The 24713-nt window shown below is 73.0% G+C and carries 23 protein-coding genes, 2 pseudogenes and 1 riboswitch; of the genes and pseudogenes, 11 read left to right on the top strand and 14 right to left on the bottom strand.

Going from position 1 to position 24713, the window contains the following annotated elements; translation table 11 throughout:
- Positions 1 to 150: 150 nt before the first annotated feature.
- From aceA to GA0070216_RS28465, 4 genes and pseudogenes are all read left to right on the top strand, one after another.
- Positions 151 to 1422, top strand: a complete 1272-nt coding sequence (aceA, locus tag GA0070216_RS28480; RefSeq protein ID WP_091252507.1) for an isocitrate lyase — start codon at positions 151 to 153, stop codon at positions 1420 to 1422.
- Positions 1419 to 3025, top strand: a pseudogene (gene aceB / locus GA0070216_RS28475) (malate synthase A). The gene aceA and the pseudogene aceB overlap by 4 nt, the downstream one beginning before the upstream one ends.
- Before the next feature lie 23 nt (positions 3026 to 3048).
- The gene (locus tag GA0070216_RS28470; protein ID WP_245722783.1) at positions 3049 to 3555 is read left to right on the top strand and encodes a beta-xylosidase family glycoside hydrolase; all 507 of its coding nucleotides are present in this window, start codon (positions 3049 to 3051) and stop codon (positions 3553 to 3555) included.
- Between the two features lie 307 nt (positions 3556 to 3862).
- Positions 3863 to 5494 (top strand): ABC-F family ATP-binding cassette domain-containing protein, encoded by a 1632-nt coding sequence (locus GA0070216_RS28465; RefSeq protein WP_091252505.1) that lies wholly within the window; start codon positions 3863 to 3865, stop codon positions 5492 to 5494.
- A gap of 128 nt (positions 5495 to 5622) precedes the next feature.
- Here the strand turns inward: GA0070216_RS28465 and GA0070216_RS28460 are convergent, their stop codons facing one another.
- The 3 genes from GA0070216_RS28460 to GA0070216_RS28450 form a co-directional block, all read right to left on the bottom strand.
- Complete coding sequence (locus GA0070216_RS28460) at positions 5623 to 6600, bottom strand: ribonucleotide-diphosphate reductase subunit beta (protein WP_245722799.1); 978 nt, start codon at positions 6598 to 6600, stop codon at positions 5623 to 5625.
- Between the two features lie 53 nt (positions 6601 to 6653).
- Complete coding sequence (locus GA0070216_RS28455) at positions 6654 to 9032, bottom strand: ribonucleoside-diphosphate reductase subunit alpha (RefSeq protein ID WP_091252503.1); 2379 nt, start codon at positions 9030 to 9032, stop codon at positions 6654 to 6656.
- Between the two features lie 119 nt (positions 9033 to 9151).
- Positions 9152 to 9371, bottom strand: a riboswitch (cobalamin riboswitch).
- A 26-nt stretch (positions 9372 to 9397) separates the two neighbouring features.
- Complete coding sequence (locus tag GA0070216_RS28450; protein WP_091252501.1) at positions 9398 to 10285, bottom strand: helix-turn-helix transcriptional regulator; 888 nt, start codon at positions 10283 to 10285, stop codon at positions 9398 to 9400.
- Between the two features lie 127 nt (positions 10286 to 10412).
- Here GA0070216_RS28450 and GA0070216_RS28445 point away from each other — a divergent pair, with 127 nt between their 5' ends.
- Positions 10413 to 11318: an oxidoreductase gene (locus GA0070216_RS28445; RefSeq protein ID WP_091252500.1), complete on the top strand. Its 906-nt coding sequence runs from the start codon at positions 10413 to 10415 to the stop codon at positions 11316 to 11318.
- A 52-nt stretch (positions 11319 to 11370) separates the two neighbouring features.
- Positions 11371 to 12090: a hypothetical protein gene (locus GA0070216_RS28440; protein WP_091252497.1), complete on the top strand. Its 720-nt coding sequence runs from the start codon at positions 11371 to 11373 to the stop codon at positions 12088 to 12090.
- Positions 12091 to 12410: 320 nt separating this feature from the next.
- On the opposite strand, the gene GA0070216_RS28435 is transcribed toward GA0070216_RS28440, so the two are convergent.
- The 5 genes from GA0070216_RS28435 to GA0070216_RS34810 all read right to left on the bottom strand — a co-directional run bounded on the left by GA0070216_RS28435 (position 12411) and on the right by GA0070216_RS34810 (position 16600).
- Positions 12411 to 12797: a hypothetical protein gene (locus GA0070216_RS28435; protein WP_091252495.1), complete on the bottom strand. Its 387-nt coding sequence runs from the start codon at positions 12795 to 12797 to the stop codon at positions 12411 to 12413.
- Between the two features lie 98 nt (positions 12798 to 12895).
- Entirely contained in the window at positions 12896 to 13231 is a 336-nt protein-coding gene (locus GA0070216_RS28430) for a hypothetical protein (RefSeq protein ID WP_091252493.1), read from the bottom strand.
- A 29-nt stretch (positions 13232 to 13260) separates the two neighbouring features.
- A complete protein-coding gene (locus tag GA0070216_RS28425) occupies positions 13261 to 15048 on the bottom strand; it encodes a sensor histidine kinase (protein WP_218108301.1) in 1788 nt (595 codons plus the stop codon).
- Entirely contained in the window at positions 15045 to 15734 is a 690-nt protein-coding gene (locus tag GA0070216_RS28420; RefSeq protein WP_091252491.1) for a response regulator transcription factor, read from the bottom strand. The genes GA0070216_RS28425 and GA0070216_RS28420 overlap by 4 nt, the downstream gene beginning before the upstream one ends.
- A gap of 299 nt (positions 15735 to 16033) precedes the next feature.
- On the bottom strand, positions 16034 to 16600 hold the full coding sequence (locus GA0070216_RS34810; protein ID WP_176739183.1) for a hypothetical protein: 567 nt from the start codon (positions 16598 to 16600) through the stop codon (positions 16034 to 16036).
- 128 nt (positions 16601 to 16728) lie between these two features.
- On the opposite strand from GA0070216_RS34810, the gene GA0070216_RS28410 reads away from it, so the two are divergent.
- Positions 16729 to 17319 carry a DinB family protein gene (locus GA0070216_RS28410; RefSeq protein ID WP_091252487.1) on the top strand — a complete coding sequence of 197 codons (591 nt, stop codon included), beginning with the start codon at positions 16729 to 16731 and terminating at the stop codon, positions 17317 to 17319.
- Positions 17320 to 17465: 146 nt separating this feature from the next.
- Here GA0070216_RS28410 and GA0070216_RS28405 read toward each other — a convergent pair whose 3' ends face one another.
- Both GA0070216_RS28405 and GA0070216_RS34805 read right to left on the bottom strand, forming a co-directional pair.
- On the bottom strand, positions 17466 to 17774 hold the full coding sequence (locus tag GA0070216_RS28405) for a DUF2306 domain-containing protein (RefSeq protein ID WP_091252486.1): 309 nt from the start codon (positions 17772 to 17774) through the stop codon (positions 17466 to 17468).
- A gap of 90 nt (positions 17775 to 17864) precedes the next feature.
- Complete coding sequence (locus GA0070216_RS34805; protein ID WP_176739182.1) at positions 17865 to 18029, bottom strand: hypothetical protein; 165 nt, start codon at positions 18027 to 18029, stop codon at positions 17865 to 17867.
- Positions 18030 to 18230: 201 nt separating this feature from the next.
- Between GA0070216_RS34805 and GA0070216_RS28400 the strand changes: the two genes are divergently transcribed.
- From GA0070216_RS28400 to GA0070216_RS35830, 3 genes are read left to right on the top strand one after another with little or no spacing between them, the layout of a single operon-like run.
- On the top strand, positions 18231 to 18941 hold the full coding sequence (locus tag GA0070216_RS28400) for a ThuA domain-containing protein (protein ID WP_091252484.1): 711 nt from the start codon (positions 18231 to 18233) through the stop codon (positions 18939 to 18941).
- On the top strand, positions 18911 to 20014 hold the full coding sequence (locus GA0070216_RS28395) for a Gfo/Idh/MocA family protein (RefSeq protein ID WP_091252483.1): 1104 nt from the start codon (positions 18911 to 18913) through the stop codon (positions 20012 to 20014). The genes GA0070216_RS28400 and GA0070216_RS28395 overlap by 31 nt, the downstream gene beginning before the upstream one ends.
- Positions 19999 to 20454 carry an AtzH-like domain-containing protein gene (locus tag GA0070216_RS35830; protein ID WP_342670810.1) on the top strand — a complete coding sequence of 152 codons (456 nt, stop codon included), beginning with the start codon at positions 19999 to 20001 and terminating at the stop codon, positions 20452 to 20454. Before GA0070216_RS28395 ends, GA0070216_RS35830 begins: the two co-directional genes overlap by 16 nt.
- Before the next feature lie 121 nt (positions 20455 to 20575).
- On the opposite strand, the gene GA0070216_RS28385 is transcribed toward GA0070216_RS35830, so the two are convergent.
- On the bottom strand, positions 20576 to 21646 hold the full coding sequence (locus tag GA0070216_RS28385) for a bifunctional NAD(P)H-dependent oxidoreductase/GNAT family N-acetyltransferase (RefSeq protein WP_091252479.1): 1071 nt from the start codon (positions 21644 to 21646) through the stop codon (positions 20576 to 20578).
- Between the two features lie 31 nt (positions 21647 to 21677).
- On the opposite strand from GA0070216_RS28385, the gene GA0070216_RS28380 reads away from it, so the two are divergent.
- Positions 21678 to 22184, top strand: a complete 507-nt coding sequence (locus GA0070216_RS28380; RefSeq protein WP_091252477.1) for a MarR family winged helix-turn-helix transcriptional regulator — start codon at positions 21678 to 21680, stop codon at positions 22182 to 22184.
- A 110-nt stretch (positions 22185 to 22294) separates the two neighbouring features.
- On the opposite strand, the gene GA0070216_RS28375 is transcribed toward GA0070216_RS28380, so the two are convergent.
- From GA0070216_RS28375 to GA0070216_RS28365, 3 genes and pseudogenes are all read right to left on the bottom strand, one after another.
- Positions 22295 to 23239 carry an acyltransferase domain-containing protein gene (locus tag GA0070216_RS28375; RefSeq protein ID WP_091252475.1) on the bottom strand — a complete coding sequence of 315 codons (945 nt, stop codon included), beginning with the start codon at positions 23237 to 23239 and terminating at the stop codon, positions 22295 to 22297.
- Between the two features lie 235 nt (positions 23240 to 23474).
- The gene (locus GA0070216_RS28370) at positions 23475 to 24086 is read right to left on the bottom strand and encodes a S8 family serine peptidase (RefSeq protein WP_091252472.1); all 612 of its coding nucleotides are present in this window, start codon (positions 24084 to 24086) and stop codon (positions 23475 to 23477) included.
- Between the two features lie 120 nt (positions 24087 to 24206).
- Positions 24207 to 24428: pseudogene (locus tag GA0070216_RS28365) on the bottom strand (IS3-like element ISAar44 family transposase); the annotation flags it as partial.
- Positions 24429 to 24713 lie beyond the last annotated feature (285 nt).

The raw sequence follows: 24713 nt of genomic DNA, 5'->3' as shown, positions 1-24713 counted from the left end.
CTTCGCAAAACCGGGCGCGAACTTCTCAGAACTTGGCTCGTTCCGTCCCTCGACCCCGCCCGGGACACCGTGTGACCGTGGGTGACACGCCGGCCGGGCGACGCGTCGACGACGCAGTGCCGGCGTCACGACATCCGAGGAGACGAGATCATGCAGAACGCCGTGGAGCGGTTGCGTACCGAGTGGGAGACCGACCCGCGCTGGCGGGGAGTGCGTCGCAGCTACCGCGCCGAGGACGTGGTCCGCCTGCGCGGCGCCGTCCAGGAGGAGCACACCCTGGCCCGGCGCGGGGCGGAGCGGCTGTGGGAGCTGCTGCACACCGAGGACTACCTCCACGCCCTGGGCGCGCTCACCGGCAACCAGGCCGTGCAGATGGTCCGGGCCGGGCTCAAGGCGATCTACCTCTCCGGCTGGCAGGTGGCCGCCGACGCCAACCTCGCCGGGCACACCTACCCCGACCAGAGCCTCTACCCCGCCAACTCGGTGCCCGCCGTGGTGCGCCGGATCAACAACGCGCTGCTGCGCGCCGGCCAGATCACCACCGCCGAGGGCGACGGCGGCGGTACCGACTGGCTGGCGCCGATCGTCGCCGACGCCGAGGCCGGCTTCGGCGGCCCGCTCAACGCCTACGAGCTGATGACCGCGATGATCGGGGCCGGTGCGGCGGGCGTGCACTGGGAGGACCAGCTCGCCGCCGAGAAGAAGTGCGGCCACCTCGGCGGCAAGGTGCTCGTCCCCACCGGCCAGCACGTCCGCACCCTGGAGGCGGCGCGGCTCGCGGCGGACGTGGCGGGGGTGCCGTCGGTGGTGATCGCCCGCACCGACGCGCAGGCCGCCACGCTGCTCACCACCGACGTGGACGAGCGGGACCAGCCCTTCGTCACCGGCGAGCGGACCGCCGAGGGCTTCTACCGGGTGCGCAACGGCATCGACCCGTGCATCGCCCGGGGCCTGGCCTACGCCCCGCACGCCGACCTGCTCTGGATGGAGACCTCCACCCCCGATCTGGAGGTCGCCCGGCGCTTCGCCGAGGCGATCAAGTCCGAGTACCCGGACCAGCTCCTCGCCTACAACTGCTCGCCGTCGTTCAACTGGCGCAAGCACCTCGACGACGCCACCATCGCCAAGTTCCAGCGGGAGCTCGGCCACCTGGGCTACCGGTTCCAGTTCATCACCCTGGCCGGCTTCCACGCCCTCAACTACTCGATGTTCGACCTGGCCCGGGGCTACGCCGCCGACGGCATGTCCGCCTACGTGGAGTTGCAGGAGCGGGAGTTCGCCGCCGAGCCGGCCGGCTACACCGCCGTCAAGCACCAGCGTGAGGTCGGCACCGGCTACTTCGACCTGATCAGCACCGTGCTCAACCCGGCCGCCGAGACCACCGCCCTGCGCGGCTCCACCGAAGAGGAGCAGTTCGCATGAGGTACGAGATCATCGGTCCACTGGCCGACCGGTTCGACGAGGTCCTCACCGCCGAGGCGCTGGAGTTCCTGGTCGCGCTGGACAGTGAGTTCGCCGCCCGGCGGGTGGCCCTGCTGGACACCCGCCGGGCCCGCCGGGACCGCTACGCCACCGGCCAGTTCCCCGACTTCCTGCCGGAGACCGCCGCGATCCGCGCCGATCCCGACTGGCGGGTGGCCCCGCCCGCACCCGGGCTGGTCGACCGACGGGTCGAGATCACCGGACCGACCGACCGCCGGATGACCGTCAACGCGCTCAACTCCGGGGCGCGGGTGTGGCTCGCCGACTTCGAGGACGCCACCGCACCGACCTGGCACAACGTCATCTCGGGCCAGCTCAACCTGATCGACGCCCTGGACCGGCGCATCGACTTCACCGACCCGCGCGGCAAGCGGTACGCCCTCGGCGCGGAACTGGCCACCATCGTCGTCCGGCCGCGCGGCTGGCACCTGGTGGAGAAGGGGATCGTGGTGGACGGCCGGCCCATCTCGGCCAGCCTGGTCGACTTCGGGCTCTACCTGTTCCACTGCGCCCGGCGGCAGCTCGACGCGGGCGGCGGCCCGTACTTCTACCTGCCCAAGCTGGAAAGCCACCGGGAGGCGCGGCTGTGGAACGACGTCTTCGTCTTCGCCCAGCAGCGGCTCGGCCTGCCCCGGGGCACCATCCGGGCCACCACGCTGATCGAGACGATCACCGCCGCCTTCGAGATGGAGGAGATCCTCTACGAGCTGCGTGAGCACTCGGCGGGGTTGAACGCCGGCCGGTGGGACTACATCTTCAGCGTGATCAAGAACTTCGGGCAGTGGCCGGACTTCGTCCTGCCGGACCGGTCCGAGGTCACCATGGCGGTGCCGTTCATGCGCGCGTACACCGAGTTGCTGGTGGCGACCTGCCACCGGCGGGGGCGCACGCGATCGGCGGGATGGCCGCCTTCATCCCGAGCCGGGAACCGCAGGTCAACGAGGTGGCCCTCGACCGGGTGCGGGCGGACAAGCGGCGGGAGGCCGGCGACGGTTTCGACGGCTCCTGGGTGGCTCACCCGGGCCTGGTCGACACCTGCCGTCAGGAGTTCGACGCGGTGCTGGGTGACCGCCCGCACCAACTCGACCGGCTGCGGGACGACGTCGCCGTGACCGCCGCCGACCTGCTCGCCGTCGACAAGACACCGGGCCAGGTCACCGCCGCCGGCTTGCGGGCCAACATCGCCGTCGCGGTGCGCTACGTCGACGCGTGGCTCGGCGGCACCGGCGCGGTGGCGCTGGGGAACCTGATGGAGGACGCGGCCACCGCCGAGATCGCCCGCTGCCAGGTCTGGCAGTGGCTGCACCACGGCACCCCGCTGGCAGACGGCGGCTGCGTGACCGAGGACCTGGTCCGGACGATCCTCGCGGAGGAGTTGGCCGCCCTGCGCGACGGGCGGGTGGGCGCCAACCGGGACCGCGCCGCGCAGGCGGCGCGGATCGTCGAGGACACCGCCCTCGGCGAGAACCTGCCGGCGTTCTTCACCACCGGCGCGTACGCCCGGCACCTCGGCCCGGCCCGGCGGCCCGTGCCGGTGGGCTGAGACGCCGTGGCACCGTCCGGTCGTTGACCGCCCGGCGGGGTTGGCTGACGCTGCGGGCCCGGGGCGCGTCGCCGGGCGCACCGGACGTCACCCTCGTCGGCCGCCGCCAGCAGCACCCGTCGTGTCAGGTGCGCACCCTGGTCGACCCGACCGACGGGCACGGCGGTCTGGTGGTACGCCTCGACGGGCGGCACCACTACGGCATCGAGGCGGGCGGCGGCGAGGTACGGGTGGTGGCCCGGATCGGGTCGGTCCTGTCGACGCTCGCCACCTGCCCGGTCGGGGCCGGTCCGGTCCGCCTCCGGATCGAGGTGCTCGCCCCGTCGCCCGGCGACTGGCACCCGGCCAAGGAACCCGACCTGCTCCGGCTCGGCGTCGAGGGCCCGGACGGGGTCTTCGAGGTGCTGGCCGAACTCGACGGCCGGTACCTGTCCACCGAGGTCGCCGGTGGTTTCACCGGCCGCGTCATCGGCAGGTACGCCGCCCGTGGCACCGTCGCCTTCGACTGGTTCGACTACGAGTCACGGTAGCCCGGCGGGCGTCGGCGGCCCGGCCCGGCCCGCGACCCTGCCCGCTCCACCGGCCCGGCCCGGTCCACCCGCGTACCGGAGCGCCGGGCGTGGGCGGTGCCGGGCCGGTGACCGTCCGTTGGGCTATGGTGGGCGGGTCGCACAGGACAGGAGCAGACCGTGGCAGGTGACGACGACATCTCCGGGTGAGAGCCCGGCTGCGGTGACCGACGGCGCATGACCGCCCCGTCGCGTCGCCCATGTCGTCCTGCCCTGTTCACCCCGGGCAGCGCCGCCGCGCCCGGATCACCTGTCTTCGAGGTTCCCCATGTCCGACAGTTACGTCGTCAGCTCCGCCCTGTCCTTTTCCTGGCCGGATGACACCCCGGTCTTCGAGGACCTGTCATTCTCTCTCCCCGGTGGTCGTACCGGCCTGGTCGCGGCGAACGGCGCCGGCAAGTCGACCCTGCTGAAACTCCTCGCCGGGGAGCTGCGCCCGACCGGCGGCAGCGTCACCGTCGAGGGGGTGTTGGGCTATCTGCCGCAGCACCTGCCCTTCGCCCGGCACCAGCGCGTGGCCCAGTTGCTCGGGGTCGACCACGTCATCGCCGCGCTGCACGCCATCGAGGCCGGTGACACCGCCGAGGAGCACTTCACCACCGTCGGGGACGACTGGGACGTCGAGGAACGTGCCCGGGTCGCCCTCGACCGGCTCGGGCTGGCCGAGGTGGCGCTGGACCGGCGGCTCGGCACCCTCAGCGGTGGTCAGGTGGTCTCCCTCGGCCTCGCCGCCGAGCTGCTCAAGCGGCCCGACGTGCTGCTGCTCGACGAGCCGACGAACAACCTCGACCGGGAGGCGCGGGCGCGGCTGCTCGCCGTGCTGCGGTCCTGGACGGGCTGCCTGCTCGTGGTCAGCCACGACCGGGCGTTGCTCGACGAGATGGACCGCATCGCCGCCCTCGACCACGGCGAGATCCGCTGGTACGGCGGCAGTTTCACCGCCTACGAGCAGGCGGCGGGGGCGGAGCGGGAGGTCGCCGAGCGGCAGGTGCGCCAGGCCGAGCAGGACGTGAAGCGGCAGAAGCGGGAACTCCAGCAGGCCCGGGAACGGGCGGCCCGGCGGGCCTCGACCGCCGCGCGGAACCTGGCCGACGCGGGACTGCCCCGGATCGTCGCCGGCAACCTCAAGCGCGACGCCCAGGTGTCGGCGGGCCGGGCCAGCGACGTGCACGCCGCCCGGGTCAGCGACGCCCAGGCCCGGCTGGACCAGGCGAGCGGGGCCGCCCGTCGCGACGACCACCTCGTCATCGAGCTGCCGGACACCACGCTGCCGGCCGGCCGTACCGTCTTTCACGGTCAGGGGGTGCAGGCCGCCTACGCGGGCCGGCCGGTCTTCGCCGGCGACGGGGTCGACCTGGCCATCCGGGGCCCCGAGCGGATCGCCCTGACCGGGCCCAACGGTGCGGGCAAGTCGACCCTGCTGCGGCTGATCGGTGGTGACCAGGAACCGGTGGCCGGCGTCGCCGTCAGGGCCGGGGGACGGGTGGCGTACCTGTCGCAGCGCCTCGACCTGCTCGACCCGGCGGGCACGGTCGCGGAGAACCTCGCCGGGTTCGCGCCGTCGCGGACCGAGGTGGACCGGATGAACCTGCTGGCCCGGTTCCTGTTCCGGGGCGCCCGCGTCCACCTGCCGGTCGGGGTGCTGTCCGGCGGGGAACTGCTGCGCGCCACCCTGGCCTGCCTGCTCTTCGCCGAACCGGCACCGCACCTGCTGCTGCTCGACGAGCCCACCAACAACCTGGACCTGGTCAGCGTCGCGCAGTTGGAGAGCGCGCTGCTGGCGTACCGGGGCGCGTTGGTGGTGGTCAGCCACGACGACCGGTTCCTGGCCGGGATCGCCGTGACCCGCTGGCTCCGGCTGGCCGACGGTCAACTCACCGAGGCCGGCGCACCGCAGTGACCGGCGGGTGACCCGGTCCGGCCCGGTGGTGTCACGCACCACCGGACCGGCCCCGGCCGGGAACCGGCCCGGTCCGGTGGTCGTGCGGGTCGGCCGCGCCCGGACCGGGCCGGGGCCCGTGCGGTCGGCTAGAAGTCGTCGTCGAAGGTGACGCTGCCGCTGACCCCCACCTGGTACGCCGACACCCGCCGTTCGAAGAAGTTCGACAGCTCCTGCACGTCCTGGAGGTCCATGAACGCGAACGGGTTCTGCGCGCCGTAGCGCGGCGCGATGCCGAGCTGGACGAGCCGCCGGTCCGCCACATGCTCCAGGTACGCCCGCATGTCCGTCAGCGAGAGCCCCGAGACGCCCTGTTCGAGCAGGTCCTCGGCGAACTGCACCTCGCACTCGACCGCCTCGGCGAGCATCTCGGTGACCTGCCGCTCCAGCTCGGCGTCGAACAGCTCCGGCTCCTCCCGGCGGACGGTCTCCACCACGTCGAACGCGAACGCCATGTGCATCGACTCGTCGCGGAAGACCCAGTTGGTGCCGGAGGCCAACCCGTTGAGCAGCCCCCGGGACCGCAGGAAGTAGACGTAGGCGAACGCGCCGTAGAAGAACAGCCCCTCGATGCAGGCGGCGAAGCAGATCAGGTTGAGCAGGAACGCCCGCCGGTCGGCGCGGGTGCGCAGCTCCCGCAGGCCGAAGACCGAGTCGATCCAACGGAAGCAGAACTCGGCCTTGCGCCGGATCGAGGGGATGTTCTCGATGGCGGCGAACGCGGCGAAGCGTTCCTGCTCGTCGGGGACGTAGGTGTCGAGCAGGTTCAGATAGAACTGCACGTGCACGGCTTCCTCGAACAGCTGCCGGGACAGGTAGAGCCGGCCCTCCGGGGAGTTGACGTGCTGATAGAGGTTGAGCACCAGGTTGTTGGCGACGATGGTGTCGCCGGTGGCGAAGAACGCCACCAACCGGGACACCAGATGCCGCTCGGCCGGCGAGAGCCGTTCCAGGTCGGCGAGGTCGGAGTGCAGGTCGACCTCCTCCACCGTCCAGGTGTTGCGGATGGCGTCCTTGAACCGGTCGAAGAAGTGCGGGTAGCGCATCGGCCGCAGGGTGAGGTCCATGCCGGGGTCGAGCAGCAGGTGCCGCTCGCCGGTGCGGGGTTCGTCGACGATGGTCACTGGCAGGCCTCGCAGCTCTCGGGGTTTTCCAGGGAGCAGGCCAGCGCCTCGGCATCGCCGGCCGCGACGACCGGGGCGACGGTGACGGTGGCCTGCTGGATCCGGGTCGCGGGACGCGACCGCAGGTAGTAGGTGGTCTTCAGCCCGGACTTCCAGGCGTGCAGGTACATCGAGGACAGCTTGCCGATGGTCGGCGCGCTCAGGAACAGGTTCAGCGACTGCGACTGGTCGATGTAGGGCGCCCGCGCGGCGGCCAGGTCGATCAGCGCCCGCTGCGGCAGCTCCCACGCGGTGCGGAACAACTCCCGCACCTCGGCGGGCAGGTCGACGATCCCCTGCACCGACCCCTCGGCCCGCTTGATCTGGTCGCGGATCTCCGACGTCCACAGCCCGCGCGCCTTCAGCTCGCGGACCAGGTAGGTGTTGATCTGGAGGAACTCCCCGGACATGGTCTCGCGCTTGAACAGGTTGGACACCTGCGGCTCGATGCACTCGTAGCAGCCGGCGATCGACGCGATCGTGGCGGTCGGGGCGATCGCCACCAGCAGCGAATTGCGCAGGCCGTGCGCCGCGATCCGGGTCCGCAGCGCGGCCCACCGGCCGACCTGGGTGGGCTCGACCCCCCACAGGTCCGGGTGCAGGTCACCCCGGGCCGCCCGGGTCTCGGCGTACGCCGGGTGCGCGCCGAACCGTTCGGCCAGACCGGTCGACGTCTCCAGGGCGGTCAGGAAGATCTCCTCCTGGACCCGGGTGGACAGCTCCCGCGCCCCGGCCGAGTCGAACGGCAGGCGCAGCGCGAACAACGCGTCCTGCAGGCCCATCAGCCCCAGCCCGACCGGCCGCCAGCGCGGGTTGGACGCCGCCGCCTGCGCGGCCGGGTAGTAGTTGATGTCGATCACCCGGTCCAGGAACACCACCGCCGTCCGCACCGTGGCGCGCAGCTTCTCCCAGTCGACGCCGTCCCCGGTGAGGTGCGCGCCGAGGTTGACCGAGCCCAGGTTGCAGACCGCCGTCTCGGTGTCGCTGTTCACCTCCAGGATCTCGGTGCACAGGTTGGACAGGTGGATCGTGTTGCCCGGGACGCCGGTCTGGTTGGACAGCCGGTTGGCCGGGTCCTTGAACGTGATCCACCCGTTGCCGGTCTGCGCCAGGGTGCGCATCATCCGGCCGTACAGGTCCCGGGCCCTGACCGTCCGGACCGCCTTCTTCTCCGCGACCCGGTACGCGGCGTCGAACTCCTCGCCGTACAGGTCGGGTAGCTCCGGGGCGTCCGACGGGTCGATCAGCGACCAGTCGCCGTCGGCCTCGACCCGGCGCATGAACTCGTCCGGAATCCAGTTGGCCAGGTTGAGATTGTGGGTACGCCGGGCCTCCTCGCCGGTGTTGTCCCGCAGCTCCAGGAACTCCTCGACGTCCGGATGCCACGGTTCCAGATAGACGCAGGCCGCCCCCTTGCGCCGGCCGCCCTGGTTGACCGCCGCCACCCCGGCGTCGAGGGTCTTGAGGAACGGCACGATCCCGTTCGACCGACCGTTGGTGCCCCGGATCAGCGCGCCCCGGCCGCGTACCCGCGACCAGGAGATGCCGATGCCGCCGGAGAACTTCGACAGCTTCGCCACCTGGTGGTAGCGCTCGTAGATCGAGTCCAGCTCGTCGCGCGGCGAGTCGACCAGGAAGCACGACGACATCTGGGTGTGCCGGGTGCCGGAGTTGAACAGCGTCGGGGAACTCGGCAGGTAGGCCAGCGACGACATCAGCCGGTAGAACCCGATCGCCTCGCCCGGCGTCTCGGACAGCCCGCAGGCCACCCGCAGCAGCCAGTACTGGGGGGTCTCCACCACCAGCCGCGACTCGGGGTGCCGCAGCAGGTAGCGGTCGGCGACCGTGCGCAGCCCGAAGTACTCGAACCGCAGGTCACCCGCCGGGTCCACCGCGTCGTCGAGCTTGCGGGCGTTGCGGGCCACGAACGCGGCCGTGTCGTCGGAGACCAGGCCGAGGCCGTGGCCGTACCGGATGGACTGGCTGAAGCTCGCCACCGCCTGCCCGCGTACCTCCTTTTCCACGTAGCCGGCCAACAACCGGGCGGCCAGCCGGGAGTACTGGGGTTCCGTGCCGATCAGCTCCGCGGCCGTCTGGATCGACAGCTTGTCCAGCTCGGCGGTGGTCGCCCCGTCGTAGAGGCCACTGATCGTCTTGGTGGCCACCCGCAGCGGGTCGACCTCGTCCAGGTCGGTGGCCCACCGCTCGACCGCTTTGACGATCTTGTTGACGTCCACCGGCTCGGTGTCGCCGTTGCGCTTGCGCACCCGCATCGCCGGTCGGCGTGACTCCGCGCCGTCGGTATCGGACGGGGGACTCTCCGCTACGTTCGTCATGACCTCTCCTCGCTGTCACCGATGGCCCTCGGACGCGGGAGAACGCCAACGGGCGCGGCGCAGCGGCCGGCCCGGGTGCTGGCGTCGGTCGTCCCGCGCGACCTCCGACCGCCGCGCGCAGCAGCGCACGGCGCACTGGCAGGTCTTCGGACTCGCGGGCCTGACCGGGGTCGCCGGTCGCCTACTGGCCGTCGCTTCCCAGACCTTGCGGTCCAGTGCTCGATGACGGCGGTCGTTCCCACTCACCGCTGCGGGGCAGTCCCGGATTCACACCGGGTTCCCTGTTGCCTCGACCGCGCCCTTCGGGCCCGGTCGAACCAGCTGCGTGGGACACCATATATGGCGTGGATGGGGGAGATGCAACACTAGATGTCGCGTGGGCGTGTCGGATAACTCTCCTGCGACCGCCCGGTCGCGCGCAGCGAGGCAAGCAGCCGCAGCGCGTCCGCGTCGGCGCTGCCCGGCTCGGCGGTGAAGACCAGCATGACCGGGCCGGGACTGCCGGGCAGCGGGTAGGTGTCCCAGTCCAGGACGATGTCGCCGACCTCGGGGATCTGGAAGGTCTTGGTGCCGCTGACCGACTCACGCACGTCGTGCCGGGACCACAGCCGCCGGAATTCGGCGCTGCGGATGCTCAGCTCACCGACGATCGCGGTGGCCCGGGGATGGGTGGGGTCCGTGGCGACGGCGGCGCGCATCATGGCGATGTAGTCCATGGCCTGCTGTTCCCAGGCCGCGCAGCCCCGCGCTCCGGTCATCCGGTCGTCGAACATCAGCAGGAGCATGTTGAGCCGGTCCGGCGGGTGGGCCGCCGGGTCGCCGAGCAGCGCCACCGCCCACGGGTTCCAGGCGAGCAGGTCCAGGTGGCGGCCGAGCACCACCGCCGGGGTGTCCAGCACCCGCAGCAGCCGCCGGGTGCTCTCCGGCACCCGCTCCGGACCGTGGTCCACCCGGGCGGGCACCGGCCGGCGGGCGGCGCGGGCCAGGGTGAACAGGTGCCGGCGCTCCTCGTCGTCGAGGCCGAGCGCGCTGGCGATCGCGTCGAGCACGTGGTCGGACGGGCGAACCTCGCGGCCCTGCTCCATCCGCTGGTAGTAGTCGGTGCTCAACCCGGCCAGCAGGGCCAGTTCCTCGCGTCGCAGCCCGGTGACCCTACGCCGGCCGCCCGGCTCCAGGCCCACGTCGCGGGGGTGCAGCCGGCCGCGCCGGGCGCGCAGGAAGTCGCCGAGTTCGCGGGCGTACGGATGGCTCATGCCGCCAGTGTGTCGCGGCCCGGACCGTCGATGGTAGGTCCAGCAGACCTGGGCAACCGGGAACGACCGATCCCGTCCGGGTTGCTCCTAACGTCGACGGTCCACCCCGACCTCCCAGGAGCAGCAGATGACCGAGTGGACCGCCGACCGTATCCCCGACCAGCACGGCCGTACCGCTGTGGTGACCGGCGCGAACTCGGGCCTCGGCCTGGTCACCGCCACCGCGCTGGCCCGCCACGGCGCGCACGTCGTGCTCGCCGTGCGCAACACCGCCGCCGGCCGGCAGGCCGCCCGTCGGATCGGCGGGAACGTCGAGGTACGCGAGCTGGACCTGGCCTCCCTCGCCTCGGTGCGGGCGTTCGCGGCGACGCTGACCGTCGACCACCCGGTGCTGGATCTGCTGGTCAACAACGCCGGTGCGGTGCTGCTCGGCCCGCGCCGTACCAGCCCGGACGGCTTCGAGCTGCACCTCGCCACCAATCTGCTGGGCCACTTCGCCCTGACCGGCCTGCTGCTCGGCAACCTGGCCGCGGCGCGGGCCGCCCGGGTGGTCAGCCTCAGCTCGGTGACCCACCGGAACGCACACCTGGACTTCGCCGACCTGATGGGTGAGCGTGGCTACCGGGCCGCTGCCGCCTACGGCCGGTCCAAGCTCGCCACCACCATCTTCGGCGTCGCACTGGACCGCCGGCTGCGCGCCGCCGGATCGCCGGTCCTGAGCACGCTGGCCCACCCCGGCATCACCCGCACCAACCTGACTCCCCGGGCGTGGGAGAACCGGGGTCGCCGCGGCCGGGTGATCGCGTGGCTCGGTCTGCTCGCCACCCAGTCGGTGGAGCGCGGCGCGTTGCCGCAGCTACGCGCCGCCACCGATCCCGGGGTACGGGGCGGCCAGTTCTTCGGCCCGTCCCGGCTCTTCCAGACCTGGGGTCCGGTGACCGAGGTCCGGTGCAGCCGGGAGGCCGCCGATCCCGCCGTCGGCCGACGACTCTGGACGGCGGCGCAGGAACTGACCGGCGTGAGCTATCTCTGACCGATCGCATTAGCATGGCTGCGGTCGGTGACGGCGGCGGAGACGAGGCGACATGGGATGGCTCGGGCGGGTGCTGGGTGGCGCAGGCCGGCAGGTCCAGGACGATCCGGTCCGGCAGGCGGCGCTGTCGGCCGAGGTGCGGCAGCGGTTCGGCGCCCACCTGGCCGTCCGGCCGGCCGAGCAGGTGGCGGAGATCGTCCGTCTGCTCGACGACGGCGACGGCCTGGCGGTGGCGGCCGCGATCGTCGGTGAGTTCGCCGACGCGGCCCACGCGGACCTGCTGGCCCAGACGGCGGAGCTGTACCGGCGTACCGGCCACCGGTTCCCGGTCGACCGGCGCAACTACCGGCCACTGTGGCGGGAGGCCGGTGGGCGGCTGCAGTGGCCGCTGTTCGCGCTGCCGGGCGGCCTCCACCCGTACGTGCACGTCACGGCCGCCGCCACGGTCGTTGGTGGGCGGGCCCCGCAGTTCGTCCGGGCGACCGATCCCCATCCGCTGCTCGCCGGCCTGTTCGAGGTCCTCGACCTCACCACCTGCGGCTGGGAGTACGGCCGGGTGCGGGTGGACCACGACGGCGCGTCGCTGGTCGGCCGACTGATCTCGACCGCCCGGGACGTCCGGGCGGCGATGAAGGAACCCCCGTCGCTGCCGCCGTCGATCCGGGAACTCATGCGCACCAACCGGGCGGTCGACGTCTTCGACCTCACCGGCGCCCGGGTGGTCGGCACGATCAACGTGGGCGCGGAACTGCGACCGGCGCTGTTGACCTGAGGCCGCTGCCCGACCTGGTCTGCTGGCTCCGGCCGGCCCGATCCGTCCCCACCCGGCTGTCTTTCGTGGTCAGTGGCCCGCTGGTGCCTTCTGGTCGGCCGGTGCCGCCAGGCCCGCCGGTGCCGGCTGGCACGACGACCGCCCCCACGTCATCGGGACGGCAGGGGCGGTCAGTCGTGCCGGGCCGGGCGACCGGGACGTCCCCGACCGGGGGACGGTCAAGCGGTACCGGCGGAAGCCCACCTCGTCCTATCTGAGGTGGTCACCGCCGCCCCTGGCCTCCGTTCGCGCCGGTGATCTGGTGTTGCGCCCGACCTCGTTCAGGCCACGCGGTGTGCGGCGAGCCCGTTCGCGCAGTCGGCGATGGTGACGCTCTGCGAGAAGCGCAGGGCGTCCCGCCGGGCCCATCCGTTGATCCCGGTGGTGGTGTTCCGGACGAAGAACCAGAGGTCGCCGGTGAGCGTGGCGCAGTGGACGTCGATCCCCTGGCTCGGGTATCCCTGGCCCTTGGACTGGCAGTCCCGGTGCGGATAGGCGTGGATGTAGGTGCCCTCGCCCCACGAGATCCCGCCCCCGCTGTAGAGGTCCGGGTGCTGGCCGTGGCCGTCGCAGTGCGCGCTGGCCGGGCCGGCGGGTATCAGGGCCAGCACCGATCCACTCACCGCGAGCGTCAGCGCGGAGGCGATGGAGAGTAGCCGAGATCGCATGTGGGGTCTCCTTGTGATAGACGACAATGACCGTCCACAGAGGATTACACGGATCCGCCCCGGCCGCATGGTGGACGGTCCGGACCGGGGGTGGGCCGCTACGACAGGCCGGGTGAAGGGGTGTTCCCCGGCTCGCCCAGCAGCCCCGCCGCGGCGGCCGACGCCGGTGCGGACGGCAGCAGCCCGGCGATGAACTCCACCAGTTGCGCGGTGTCCGACCGCAGGCCGGGCGTCACCGCCGGATGCAGTGCCGTCCAGGAGCGGAACGCCGGCGCCACCCGCCCGTCCTCGCGGGCCGCCTCGTCCAGCGGCAGCAACGCCTCCAGCAGGGTGCGCAGCAGCAGCCGGGGCTCCGGGTGGGGGCCGAGCGCCGCGACCCGGGCCTGGCCACGATCGCGTACGACGGACAGGGCGAGCGCCGGGGTGCTCTCCACGTCGGTCCCGTCGGTCGGGCCGCCGGGGTTCAGCTCCGGGCCGCGACGACGATCGGCAGCCGGACGGTGAAGGTGCTGCCCTGACCGAGGACGCTCTCGACACCGATCGTGCCGCCGTGCGCCTCGGCGAGCTTGCGGGCGATCGACAGGCCGAGCCCACTCCCACCGGTGCTGCGGGTCCGGGAGTCGTCGGCCCGCCAGAACCGATCGAAGATCTTGGCCTGGTCGGCCGGGGCGATGCCGGTCCCGGTGTCGGACACGGCGATGTGCAGTTGGTCGTCGTGTACCCCCAGGTGCACGACGACCGAGCCGCCCGCCGGGGTGTGCCGGACCGCGTTGGCGACGATGTTGCCGACGATCTGGCGCAGCCGGGCACCGTCGACAGCCATCTCCAGGTCGGTGCCCAGCGCGGTGCCCAGCCGTACCCCGGCGGCCTCGGCGGCCCCCCGGTGCGCCTCGACGACCTGCTCCAGCAGATCGGCCACGAAGTACGGCTCGCGGTGGATGCGCAGGTCGCCGGCGTCGGCGGCGGCCAGGTCCCGCAGGTCGTCGATGATGTGCTGCAGCAGCAGCGCCTCGTCGAGCAGCAGGGTGAGCAGTTGCGTGTCGAGCTGGGCGAGACCGTCCTGGGCGGCCTCCAGCCAGCTGCGCATGTTGGTCAGCGGTGTCCGCAGCTCGTGCGCCACGTCGCTGACCATGCTCCGACGCAGCGCCTCGGTCTGTTCCCGCCGGGCGGCGAGGTCGTTGAGCGCGGTGGCCAGCAGGCCGATCTCGTCGCGGGTGGTCACCGGCACCCGGGCCGGTTCGTCCATCGGCTGCCGGGTGGCGTCGGTGAGCGCCCGCAGCGGCCGGACCAACCGTCGCCCGACCAGCACGGTGATCAGCACGGTGGCCACCAGCACCGCCCCGGTGACCTGGGCGATGCGGACCACGTTCGCCCGGGACAGGTTGAACACGGGCTCGGCGCCGCCCTGGGCCTCGTCGGTCACGAACAGCAACGCCGGCGGCGCCACGTACGCTCTCAGCTGGGTCGCCCGCGCCTGCTGGAGGCAGTCGTCGACCTGTTGTGCGAAACGGGTGTCGCGGCTCGGTGCCGCGGTACGGTCCGCGCGGAGTTCGACCCGGGGCGGCAACCCCAGCTCGCGTAGGCAGTTCTTGGTCAGGGTCTCCAGTTGGGCGATCCCGCCGGCCTCGCTCGGCAACGGCTTCGTCAGATCCGCCGACAGGCAGAACTCGACGATGCCGCGGTCTCTCGCCGCGGTCACCTGCACCGAGGCCCGCCCGGTCGGGCCGACCACCACCGTCGCGTCCGCCCTGGACTCGGCCTGGACGCAGCCGAGCTGCCGGGTGGCCAACTCCCGGGTGGTGGTGCTCTCCCGCCTGGTCAGCCGGTACGGCCCGACCGCGCGCGGATCGACCCGCTCGGTCCCGCCGGTCAGGCCCAGATCCACCTGCAACGGGTCGACGGTCGCCGACGGCCGGGCCGTCTGCAACGACGGGCCGTCCGGCGCGGAGTCGGCGATCACCTGCCGGTCCGGGGTCATCAGGGTGATCCGCCGTTCGAGCCGGTCGGCCCGCTCGGCGAGCACCGCCTCCACGCCCGTCCAGTTCCGGTGGGTGGCGGCGTGCGTCAACAGCGTGTCGTAGATGCTCTTGTCGTCGGCGAGCGAGCGGCCCTGCTCCTGTCGGATCGCCCGGGTGGTCGACTGCACGGCCAGCCAGGTCGTCGCCAGGATCGCGCAGACCGCCACCAGCAGCGAGGTGGCCAGCAGCCGCACCACGAGGCTGCGGTGCAGGGGGACCCGCTGCCGCTTCACGGTGTCCCGACGCCCAGCTTGTAGCCGACCCCGTAGACGGTCAGCAGTTGCTGCGGCCGGCGGGGGTTCAACTCGATCTTGCGGCGCAGGTTCATCACGTGGACGTCGATGGTGCGCCCGGTCGACTCCCGGTCGACGCCCCGGGTGTGTTCCAGCAGTTGACCGCGGCTGAACACCCGGCCGGGCTGACGGATCATCGCGGCGAGGATGGCGAACTCGCCGGCCGTGCAGTCGACCGGGGTGCCGCCGACGGCAACCAGGTGTCGGGACTCGTCGACGGTGAGCTGCCCGAGCCGGTGCACCGGCGACTCCTGGGGCGTCGTCCGGACCCGGCGCAGCAGCGTCCGGATCCGGGCCACCAACTCGCGTGGGCTGTACGGCTTGGTCATGTAGTCGTCGGCGCCCAGATCGAGCCCGCGCAGCAGGTCGTCCTCGGCGGACCGCGCGGTCAGCATCAGCACCGGCACGTCCGACTCCTGCCGGATCATCCGGCAGACCTGCATGCCGTCCAGTTTCGGCAGCATCACGTCGAGCAGCAGCAGATCGAAGGGCTGCTGTCGGGCCTGGCGCAGCGCCGCCTCACCGTCGGCCACGATCGTCGCCCGGTGGCCCGCCGCGACGAGGTACCGGCGCAGCGCCTCGGCCTGCCGTTCGTCGTCCTCGGCGAGCATTACGTGTGCGCACATGGTGGGGAATATAGAGCAGGTCACCGGGGCCGCGAATCCGTCCAAAAATGGTGACATCGGGTGCCGCGCGGTCCTTTCGCAGGTGGGTGGACGTGCGGGGTGGGGGCCCGGCGACCGTGAGAAAAAGGTCATCTCCGGCCCTGACCGCTTCCTGACAAGTCGGTGTCACGATCGGCCCTGCGGGCTGGCCGTCGGCCCCGGGCCGACGCGGTCCGCCTTCGCGACCGCTCCTTCCGGCAGCCGGCAGCGTCGCGGTCGGCGGCGTCGCCCGGTGCGGGCGACGCCGTCGGGTGCCGCGGCTACTTCCGCTTCGCGGCGACCTCACGCTCACACGCCGGGGAGTACTTCAACCCCTTGGAGATCGACTCCGCGTCGTTGTTCTTGCCGCCGAAGGCCCAGCCGCTGCCGTCGGAACCCACCTCGACGTACCGGACGCCCTTGCCCTTGAGGCACTTCACGACGTCCCGCGCGAAGTCCTCCGCCTCCGGGTTGGCCGGGTCCAGCTCCCACGGCGGCAGCGGCATCAGCGCGTCGCACGCCTTGTTCGCCTCGCCGATCCGGCCCGACTTGGCGCCGCCGGCACGTTCCTTGTGGACGTCGACGCCGTGCTCCAGCATGCACTTCTCGTACGGTTGGTAGCGTGCCTTGATGTCCGCCTCGGTGTCGTCGAGGCGTTCCCGTGGCCGCTCGGCCTGGGACGGGCTCGGGGCGGCGGCGGAGGGCGTGCCGGTCTGGAGGGTGGCCACCTCCGCCCCGGCGCTGCTGGTCTGGGCGCCGGCATCGGGCCGGTCGTCGCTGCTGGCCGAACACCCTGTGCCGCCGATCAGTACGGCGGTGCACAGCGCAGCCATCAGTTGCTTCCTCATCGTGACGCCCTCCGGTCAGCTCTTCGGCGATCTCGCCGGAACTCAGCATCACCGGTGACTGTCAGGAAGCTGTTTACCGCAGCGGGCGGTCCCGAAGACGGTCAGACCCGTGGGGAAGACTGGCGGGCATGACTGAGCGGGACGATCCGAAAGCGGCACTGCGGCACTACCTCCGGGCGACGCGCGACGACCTCGTCTGGAAGCTCGACGGGCTCGACGAACGGGCGGTCAGGCTGCCCCGCACCGCCACCGGCAACAACCTGCTGGGCCTGCTCAAGCACTGCCTCAACGTCGAGGCGGGCTACTTCGGGCCCACCTTCGGCCGCGAGTTCCCGACCCCCGGCGAACTGGTCCCCCTGCAGGCGTACGACGAGGACCCACAGGCGGACTGGTACGCGCGGGAGGACGAGACGAAGGACGGGTTGATCGACCTCTACCGCCGGGTGGGGGAGTTCGCCGACCAGACGATCGCCCAGCTGCCGCTCGACGCGCCGGGGCAGGTGTCGTGGTGGCGGCCGGGCCAGCAGGACGTCACCCTGCACCAGATCATCATCCACGTGACCTGTGATCTCGCCCGGCACGCCGGACACGCCGACATCCTGCGCGAGCAGCACGACGCGGCGGTCGGCTGGCGACGGGAGAACCCGCAGGTCCTCGATGCGCAGGACTGGCCGGCATACGTCGCCAAGCTGACGGCGCTCGCCGACCGGTTCGCCTGACCCGCCGACCCCGCCGAACGGTCACCGACCGGGTCCGGGGTGCTCCGACCCCAGGTCCGGGGTGCTCCGACGACGTCGGCAACCCATCCACCGGTTACCCGGCAGGGAGCCGCGACGAGGCCGCCCGGACGGCGTCCCGCCCGCCCTCAGCCCGCCGCGGCGGGTGTCGTCGGGCGGGACGCCGTGGTCGCGGCGGGGTGCCGTCGGCGGATCAGCCATTCGGCGACGAGCAGGTTGAGCGTCCAGGAGGCACCCATCAGCACCGCCCGGGACAGCTCGGTGGTCGGCCCCACCGCCAGCGCCCAGGTCGACAGCAGCACGGCCTGCCTCCCCGCGCCCTGCCCGATCGGGTAGCCCCGCTTCATCCAGGCCCGGTGCCGCCGACGGAACCCCGGGACGAACTGGAGCGCCCCCAGCAGGCTGAACGTGACGGCGGCGGCGATGTGCAGCAGCACCGGGACCGGCGCGGACCGGGAAGGCGACCACCGTCATGAGCAGGGGTCTCGTCCGCCGCCACAGCAGGACCGGGGTGAGGCCGACGCCGATCACGACCGGCACGACGGCCGGCGACGGCGGGCTGCCCACCGGGCGAACCCCTCCACCAGCCCCGCTGCCGCGAGCAGGGCGACCAGCGCCCCGTCGCGCCACCCGCGCGGCGGCGGGTGCGCCGGGCGAGGCTCACGCCACCAGGATCGCAGCAGCTCGCGCACCATCCGATCGTACGGGCGTCGGACTACCCGTCCGATGTCCGGCGCTCGGGGATTCGGTGTGACGGTGCCGCGCCGCGCGGGGCCGACGGTGTCGGCGGATACGAGTACGGTTTCGGTGCCCGGCCGGCGCGGTCGTCGGCGGCACGTCGCCGGGTGGGAACGGTCGGCCCGGCGGACGACGGACCGTGGAGGGGAGCGAGGGTGACGCAGCGCAGAGCACTGGTGGTACGCGGTGGCTGGGAGGGACACCAGCCGGTCCGGGCGACCGAGCTGTTCCTGCCGTTCCTGGAACGTCACGACTTCACGGTGCGGATCGAGGAGTCCACGAAGGTCTACGCCGACGCCGCCGCGATGGCCGACACCGACCTCGTCGTGCAGTGCATGACGATGGCGGAGATCACCGCCGACCAGGTGGCCGGCCTGAGCGCGGCGGTCGTCGCCGGGACGGGCCTGACCGGCTGGCACGGCGGCATCGTGGACGCGTTCCGCGCCTCGTCGGACTACCTGCACCTGGTGGGCGGCCAGTTCGCCACCCATCCGGGTCAGGAGCCCTGCGAGCGGCGCGGTGGCGAACAGGACAACTTCCTGCCGCACACGGTGACCGTCACCGATCTCGGCCGGGAGCACCCGATCACCGCCGGGATCGCCGACATCGACCTCGTCACCGAGCAGTACTGGGTGCTGCACGACGATCTGATCGACGTGCTGGCCACCACCGTCCACCCCACCCGGGACTGGCACCCCTGGCACCGGCCGGTCACCTCGCCGGCGATCTGGACCCGGCGCTGGGGTGCCGGTCGGGTCGTGGTGACGACCCCCGGGCACAGCCTGGACGTGCTGGAGCACCCGTCCGTGCGGACCGTCATCGAGAGGGGGATGCTGTGGGCGACCCGCACCGCATCGGCGTCGTAGGGCTCGGGGTCATCTCCCGCGCCTATCTGGACACCCTCGTCGGCCACCCCGAGCTGCGCGTCGTCGCGGTGGCCGACCTCGACGCCGACCGGTCCACCGCCGCTGCCGCCACCCTCGCCGACGCAGCGGCGCTGAGCGTCGCGGACCTGCTCGACCACCCGGACGTGCAGACGGTGCTCAACCTCACCATCCCCGCCGCGCACGTGGAGATCTCGCTCGCCGCGATCAAGGCGGGCAAGCACGTGTACGTGGAGAAGCCGCTCGCCGTGTCGTTGCCGGACGGCCGTGCGGTCATCGAGCGGGCCACCTCGGCCGGCGTCCGGGTGGGCTGCGCGCCGGACACCGTCCTGGGCACGGGGACGCAGACGGCCCGCGCGGCGATCGACGGCGGGCTGATCGGGCGTCCGCTGGCCGCCTCGGCCGTCATGGTCACCCCCGGGCACGAGCGCTGGCACCCCCACCCCGACTTCTACTACGCCCCGGGTGGCGGCCCGTTGCTGGACATGGGGCCGTACTACCTCTCGGCGCTGATCCACCTGCTCGGTCCGGTGCGCGCGGTGACCGGGACGGCCAGCCGGCTGCGCCCCGAACGGGTCATCGGTAACGGCCCGCGTCTGGGCCAGCGCATCCCGGTGCAGGTGGACACCCACGTCACCGGCGTGCTCGAACACACCAGCGGTGCGCTGTCCACCATCACCACGAGTTTCGACGGGGTGACCACGACAGCCGCGCCGATCGAGGTGCACGGGGAGAGCGGCACCCTCGCCGTACCCGATCCGAACTATTTCGACGGTGAGGTCCGGTTGTGCCCGCTCGGTGGCGACGGGTGGCGGGTGCTCGCGCCGACGGCGGGTTACCGGGACGGCTCCCGGGGGCTCGGGCTGATCGACGCCGTCCGGGCCGGCCCGGGGCGTCCGCCCCGGGCCGGCGGTGACCTGGCGTTGCACGTGCTCGACACGATGACGAGCCTGCTGCGGTCGGCGGCCGAGGGCCGGCGGATCGCGCTGACCACGACGGTGCGGCGACCAGGTCCCGTCCCGCTCACCCCGGCCGGGGACTGGCGGGGACGCTGAGCGGATCGGGAGGACGCCCGCACCCCGGCCGCCGGGGACATCCGGCGGGCCGTGGCGGCGTCCACCGGGCGGGGGGACGCGCCGCCCCGGCCGGCGGGGCAGATGGCAGAGTCGTCGACGGCGACGCCGACCGGATCTGCGGCTACTTCTGGGAGTTCGACCGGACTGTGCGGTTCGGCCTCGCCGACCACCAGTACGGGTGGGACGAGCAGCGCAGGTGGCGGGCCGCGCAGCCGGCGCTGCCGGTCGGTCGGTGGCTGGTCGACCCGCTGGTCACCACGTTCGGCCCGGACCTCGCGGTGGTGACCACCCGATTCCGGTACGCCGGCACCGGTCGACAGACCCCGACCTGGGTACGCCTCTCCGTCGGCCGGCGGATCGTCACCGCACACGTCTCCGAGCCGACCGACCCTCCGACCGGCAGTGGCACACCGACCTGAGCACGGCGCACGGCTCCCGGTCACCCGTCCACCGCCGGTGGCGTCGGCGGGTGGACGGGGCGCGCACCGTGGCCCGTGGTGGCGCGTGCCGTCGTGCGCCCGGCGTGGGTCGGCGGCCCGGTCAGTGCCCGGTGTCGGGCAGAGACTTGGCCAGGCAGACGGTGCCGTCCGGGCCGGCCGGTGACACCGGCCGGTAGCCGACGCTCTGGTAGAGGGCGATGTTGCGCAGACTCCTGGCCCCGGTGAACAGTTGGATGCGGCGGCACCCCGGTCCGGCGGTGACCTCGGCGGCCTGCAACAGCCACCGCCCCATCCCCCGCCCGCGCAGGTCGGGTACGACGGCGAGCCGCCCCAGGTGGCAGTCGGTGCCGTCGGGGAGGGTCCGCACCATGCCCAGCAGCCGTCCGTCACGCCAGATACCCGTGGTGTGCCAACTCGCCAGCCACTCCCGCACCTCCTGCACCGACTCGTGCAGCGGCGGGATGGCCAGTGTCTCGTTGACCACCGCCTCCTCAGTCCAGCAGCACCGTTGCAGCACGGTGACCTCGGGCGCGTCGTCGACGGTCAGTCGCCGGGCGTAGGACCCCGGCAGCGGGCCGGGCATGGCCCGGTCGCGCTCGCGCATCGGCCGCAGGGCGTGGGCGAGCCGGACCACCTCGTCCAGCAGGGCGGCACCGGCCGCGTCGCGGTCGGCGTCCGGTCGCAGTTGGCCGTCGCGCACGGCGTCGCCGATGCGGATGGCGACCGTGGCGCCCGACGGGACCATGCGCAGGGCGGTCACCACCTGCTCGGCGTGCTGGACCGCCCGGGTGCCGGCCGAGGTGTGCCCGTAACTGACGAAGCCGATCGGTTTCCACGCCCACTCGCTGCCGAGGTGGTCCAACGCGTTCTTCAGCGTCGCCGGCATCGCATGGTCGTACTCCGGGGTGACGGCGATGAAGCCGTCCGCCGCGTCGACGATCGCGCTCCACCGGCGGGTGTGTTCGTGCCGGTAGTCACCCGACGACGGGGATTCCTCCTCGTCGAGGAACGGCAGGTCCAGGTCGTCGAGGGCCACCGGCACCACCTCGACGTCGAGTGTCGCGGCCCGGGGGGTGACCGTGTCGATCAGCCACCGGCCCACGGCGGGACCGAGCGCGCCGGGGCGGGTGGCACAGGTCAGCGCGAGGACGCGGAGCGGTTTCGTTGACATGGAAACGAAGGCTAGATGCTAGATTGATTACATGTCAACTAAGTCGGGACCGGTGCCTTGGCTGGAGCCTCCCGAGGAGCGGGCCTGGCGGTCCCTGCGACGCGTGATGCTCGCCGTCCAGACCGGCACCGCGCACGACCTGGCGGCGATCGGCCTGTCCGAAGCCGACTACGAGGTGCTGAGCACCCTGTCGGAGCAGCCCGCGCAGACCAGCACCCTGGGCGTGCAGGCCGACAAGATGGGCTGGTCCCGCAGCCGCCTGTCCCGGCACGCGAGCCGGATGGAGGCGCGCGGGCTGCTGCGCCGCGCACCCGACCCGGCCGACGGGCGAGGCTGTCTCCTCGTGCTGACCGCCCAGGGGCTGGACGCCCTCCGGGACGCCGCGCCGGTCCACGTCGAGTCGGTACGGCGGCACCTCATCGACCGGCTCGCCCCGCAGGACCTCGCCGCCCTCGAACGGATCGCCGGTCGACTGGTGCAGCCCCGGGCCGACCACGATCCCGACGGACCACCGCCCGCACCGCACTTCCCGGCGTGACCAGCCGGTTTCCCCGCGCGGTCCCACCGGGCACTGTCCATCGTCGGCGCGGCGCGGCAGGCGACCGGCCCGGATCCGGCACCGCAGCGCCCGCCGGTGCGGGTCCGGCCCTAGATCGGGAAGCGGCCGTGCCGCCAGTGCCAGTGGCCGCCGGCCGCCAGGTGGTCGATGATCGCGCGTTGCAGCCCGGTCCGCCGGGGTAGCTGGTCGAGCGGGGTGCTGAGCGTACGGAAGGCGAACCGGCGTACCTCGACGTCGGCGTCCGGCCCGTCCTGCGGCACGTGGGGCTGCAACGCGAACCTGCGCTGGAACCGGATGATGTTGGAGTCCTCGGGGAGGTAGTCGCGCAGTTGCGGGTCGAGCAGCCACGAGCCGCAGGAGAACTCGGTGTAGTGCTCGTCGGGGAAGTGGCGGGGAAAGAACTCCCGGGCCTCGTCGAGCGACGCGTCGACCGCCGCCGGGGTCATCGGCCCCGCATCGGGGATGTGCAGGCCGATGGCGGTGCCGCCGCGCTCGTGCTGGAGCCGGCCCAGCTCGTAGAGGCCGCCCCGGGCGTGCAGGGTCAGCCAGCTCTGCATGACCGGCCAGCCCTCGCCGTGCATCCGCCGGTCGATCGCCAGGTTACGGCCCAGGTCGGCGAGGGTCGCCCAGGTCACGCCGTCGGCGATGCCGTGGTCGCGGTGGTAGCCGGTGACCACGTCGAGCAGGGCGAGGTAGCCGTACACGTAGAGGTGCCGCCAGGCGGGGCCCCGGTCACGGGGCAGCTCCGGGCCCGGCGACAGCCACTCGACGCCGCCGAGGTCGGCGCGGACCAGGGCGGTCGAGCGGTCGAGCAGCCAGCGCAGCTCCGGAGTCCACAGGGGAGAGTCGGGGTCGGGCCAGCCGGCCACGATCTCGGCGGCGTCGTCCGGTCGCACCGCGAGCCGGTCGAGGATCGCGGGCGCGTCGGCCCGGGCGGGCAGCGGGGCCGACGGTCGGTCGCCGGCGAGCCGGTGCACCCGCTCGACCTCCTCGACGGGCACCCCGAGCCGGGCGGCGATGTCGTCCAGGTCCACCGGCTGATCCTACCGGCGGCCGGACGGCTCTGGGGCTGCCGGATCTCCGGCGGACCACCCCGCCGCCGCCGGTCGGCGGTCGGCGGTCGGCGGTGCACCGTCCCACGGCGAGCACGACGAAGGCCGCCGGGTTGACCGGCACGTGGGTCAGCGCCGCGACGACCGGGCCGCGCGGTCGTCGCCGTGGGCTGACCTCACGAGATCGCCGCCGCACTGCGGGCCCGGCACGGCACGGTCAGCACCGCCCGGGAGTCGACGGCGGAGGCCGTGGACTGAGCCAGGGGCCACCGGCCGTCCCCGCTTGCTCACCCGGCGACGGTCCCGGGACCGGCCGGGAGCGGGGCCGGCGGGAGCCCCGCCGGCTGCGCACGGCGGCGGCCACCAGCAGGGTCGTCACCAGCGCGCCGAGGGCGGTCAGGCCGGCCACCCGGGCCGCCCGGGACGGCCCGGGGACAGTGGGCACGGCGACCGGCCCCACCGCGATCGGCACCGGTGGGCCGGCCTGGCGGGGGGCGAGCGCGGCGACCGCCGCGTACGCGTCGAGTGTCCCGCCGCCGATCCCCGGGTCCCGCGCGGGGACCGCGGTCCGCTCCAGCCGGGCCCGGACCTCGGCCTGGGACAGCTCCGGCCGGTACGCCCGGACCAGCGCGGCGACCCCGGCGACGTGCGCGGCGGCCACGGCCACACCCCCGACGGAGTAGTGACCGGCCCCGCGCGGGGCGATGCCGAGCCCGGCCCCCGGGGCGGCGAGGTCGGTGCCGGCGTCGGCTGCCACCGGACCGGATCTCCTGTCGACACCGACCGCGTTCACCGCCAACGCCGTCGGGAACCCGGCGGGATAGCGCACACCATGTGCGATGGGCGTACGGCTGTTGCGCTGCTATCCCGTCAGCTTCCTGGTGCTCGCGCAGGTCGGTGCCGGCGTCGGCGGCACTCAACGACAACCCGCAGACCGGTTTCATCGTGTCACGAAGTCGTTCATGAACGCCCGAGCCTGGGCGAGGGAGGCGAAGCGGTCCGGGAAGACCGGCGCGTACTTCAACGTCTTGAACCAGGCCTCGCTGTACGGGTTGTCATTGCTCACCTTCGGTCGGGAGGGTGACCGGGTCACCGTGAGGTCTTCGCGCAGTTCGGCGACGGATTTCGAGGTCATCGAGGTGCCCCGGTCTGCGTGGACCACATGCGGGAGGCCGTGGGTGTCGGACACCTCGCGCATCATGCATGTGGTGGGCCAGCGCGACGATGTTCGCCGCGACGTCCAGGCGGGGCGCATCGGGCCAGGGCAGCCACCGCTGCCAGAGTTCGTCGGTCAGACCGGCCACCCGCCGGAAGGCGGCAATGCCGGGGCCGCGCCGAGGGCGCCCTCGGCGTCACCCGCCGCTGCCGGCGCTCACCGGATGATCAGCGCGTCGAGGTAGCCGGCGAGGTTGCGGCGGATCTCGGCCACCGAGTCACCACCGAACTTCTCCACCGC

Source organism: Micromonospora matsumotoense (assembly GCF_900091525.1).
In the GTDB taxonomy this organism is placed as follows: Bacteria; Actinomycetota; Actinomycetes; order Mycobacteriales; family Micromonosporaceae; genus Micromonospora; species Micromonospora matsumotoensis.
This window is presented reverse-complemented; position numbering and strand designations above follow the sequence as displayed.

What these genes read in the sequence shown, in the direction of transcription:
- GA0070216_RS28445 (WP_091252500.1), top strand. Translation starts at nt 10,413, where the DNA reads ATGACCGAGTGGACCGCCGACCGTATCCCCGACCAGCACGGCCGTACC.
- aceA (WP_091252507.1), top strand. Translation starts at nt 151, where the DNA reads ATGCAGAACGCCGTGGAGCGGTTGCGTACCGAGTGGGAGACCGACCCG.
- GA0070216_RS28450 (WP_091252501.1), bottom strand. Translation starts at nt 10,285, where the DNA reads ATGAGCCATCCGTACGCCCGCGAACTCGGCGACTTCCTGCGCGCCCGG.
- GA0070216_RS28455 (WP_091252503.1), bottom strand. Translation starts at nt 9,032, where the DNA reads ATGACGAACGTAGCGGAGAGTCCCCCGTCCGATACCGACGGCGCGGAG.
- GA0070216_RS34810 (WP_176739183.1), bottom strand. Translation starts at nt 16,600, where the DNA reads ATGAGGAAGCAACTGATGGCTGCGCTGTGCACCGCCGTACTGATCGGC.
- GA0070216_RS28465 (WP_091252505.1), top strand. Translation starts at nt 3,863, where the DNA reads ATGTCCGACAGTTACGTCGTCAGCTCCGCCCTGTCCTTTTCCTGGCCG.
- GA0070216_RS28410 (WP_091252487.1), top strand. Translation starts at nt 16,729, where the DNA reads ATGACTGAGCGGGACGATCCGAAAGCGGCACTGCGGCACTACCTCCGG.
- GA0070216_RS28385 (WP_091252479.1), bottom strand. Translation starts at nt 21,646, where the DNA reads ATGTCAACGAAACCGCTCCGCGTCCTCGCGCTGACCTGTGCCACCCGC.
- GA0070216_RS28420 (WP_091252491.1), bottom strand. Translation starts at nt 15,734, where the DNA reads ATGTGCGCACACGTAATGCTCGCCGAGGACGACGAACGGCAGGCCGAG.
- GA0070216_RS28380 (WP_091252477.1), top strand. Translation starts at nt 21,678, where the DNA reads ATGTCAACTAAGTCGGGACCGGTGCCTTGGCTGGAGCCTCCCGAGGAG.
- GA0070216_RS28440 (WP_091252497.1), top strand. Translation starts at nt 11,371, where the DNA reads ATGGGATGGCTCGGGCGGGTGCTGGGTGGCGCAGGCCGGCAGGTCCAG.
- GA0070216_RS28460 (WP_245722799.1), bottom strand. Translation starts at nt 6,600, where the DNA reads ATGGACCTCACCCTGCGGCCGATGCGCTACCCGCACTTCTTCGACCGG.
- GA0070216_RS28435 (WP_091252495.1), bottom strand. Translation starts at nt 12,797, where the DNA reads ATGCGATCTCGGCTACTCTCCATCGCCTCCGCGCTGACGCTCGCGGTG.